Consider the following 241-nt stretch of genomic DNA (forward strand, 5'->3'; position numbering starts at 1 on the left):
GTAGACCTTGCCGTCGCGGGCGCGATAGGACAGTGCCGCCGTCTGCGCCTTGATCGTGATGCCGCGCTCGCGCTCGATATCCATCGAGTCGAGTACTTGCGCCTCCATTTCACGGTCGGCGAGACCGCCGCATACCTGGATGATGCGATCCGCGAGTGTCGACTTGCCATGGTCGATGTGCGCGATGATCGAGAAATTGCGAATATGATCCATTCAGTGCCGATCAAGCGAAAAAGGCGCG

1 protein-coding gene is annotated in these 241 nt (G+C 59.3%); it reads right to left on the reverse strand.

Annotated features, from left to right (window positions below; genetic code table 11):
- Nucleotides 1-213 (reverse strand): GTP-binding protein (locus tag SB772_RS44950; RefSeq protein WP_262405744.1); only part of this gene is annotated, 213 nt, incomplete at its 3' end.
- Nucleotides 214-241: the final 28 nt, after the last annotated feature.

The organism is Paraburkholderia sp. SIMBA_030, from assembly GCF_046535245.1.
GTDB lineage: Bacteria > Pseudomonadota > Gammaproteobacteria > Burkholderiales > Burkholderiaceae > Paraburkholderia.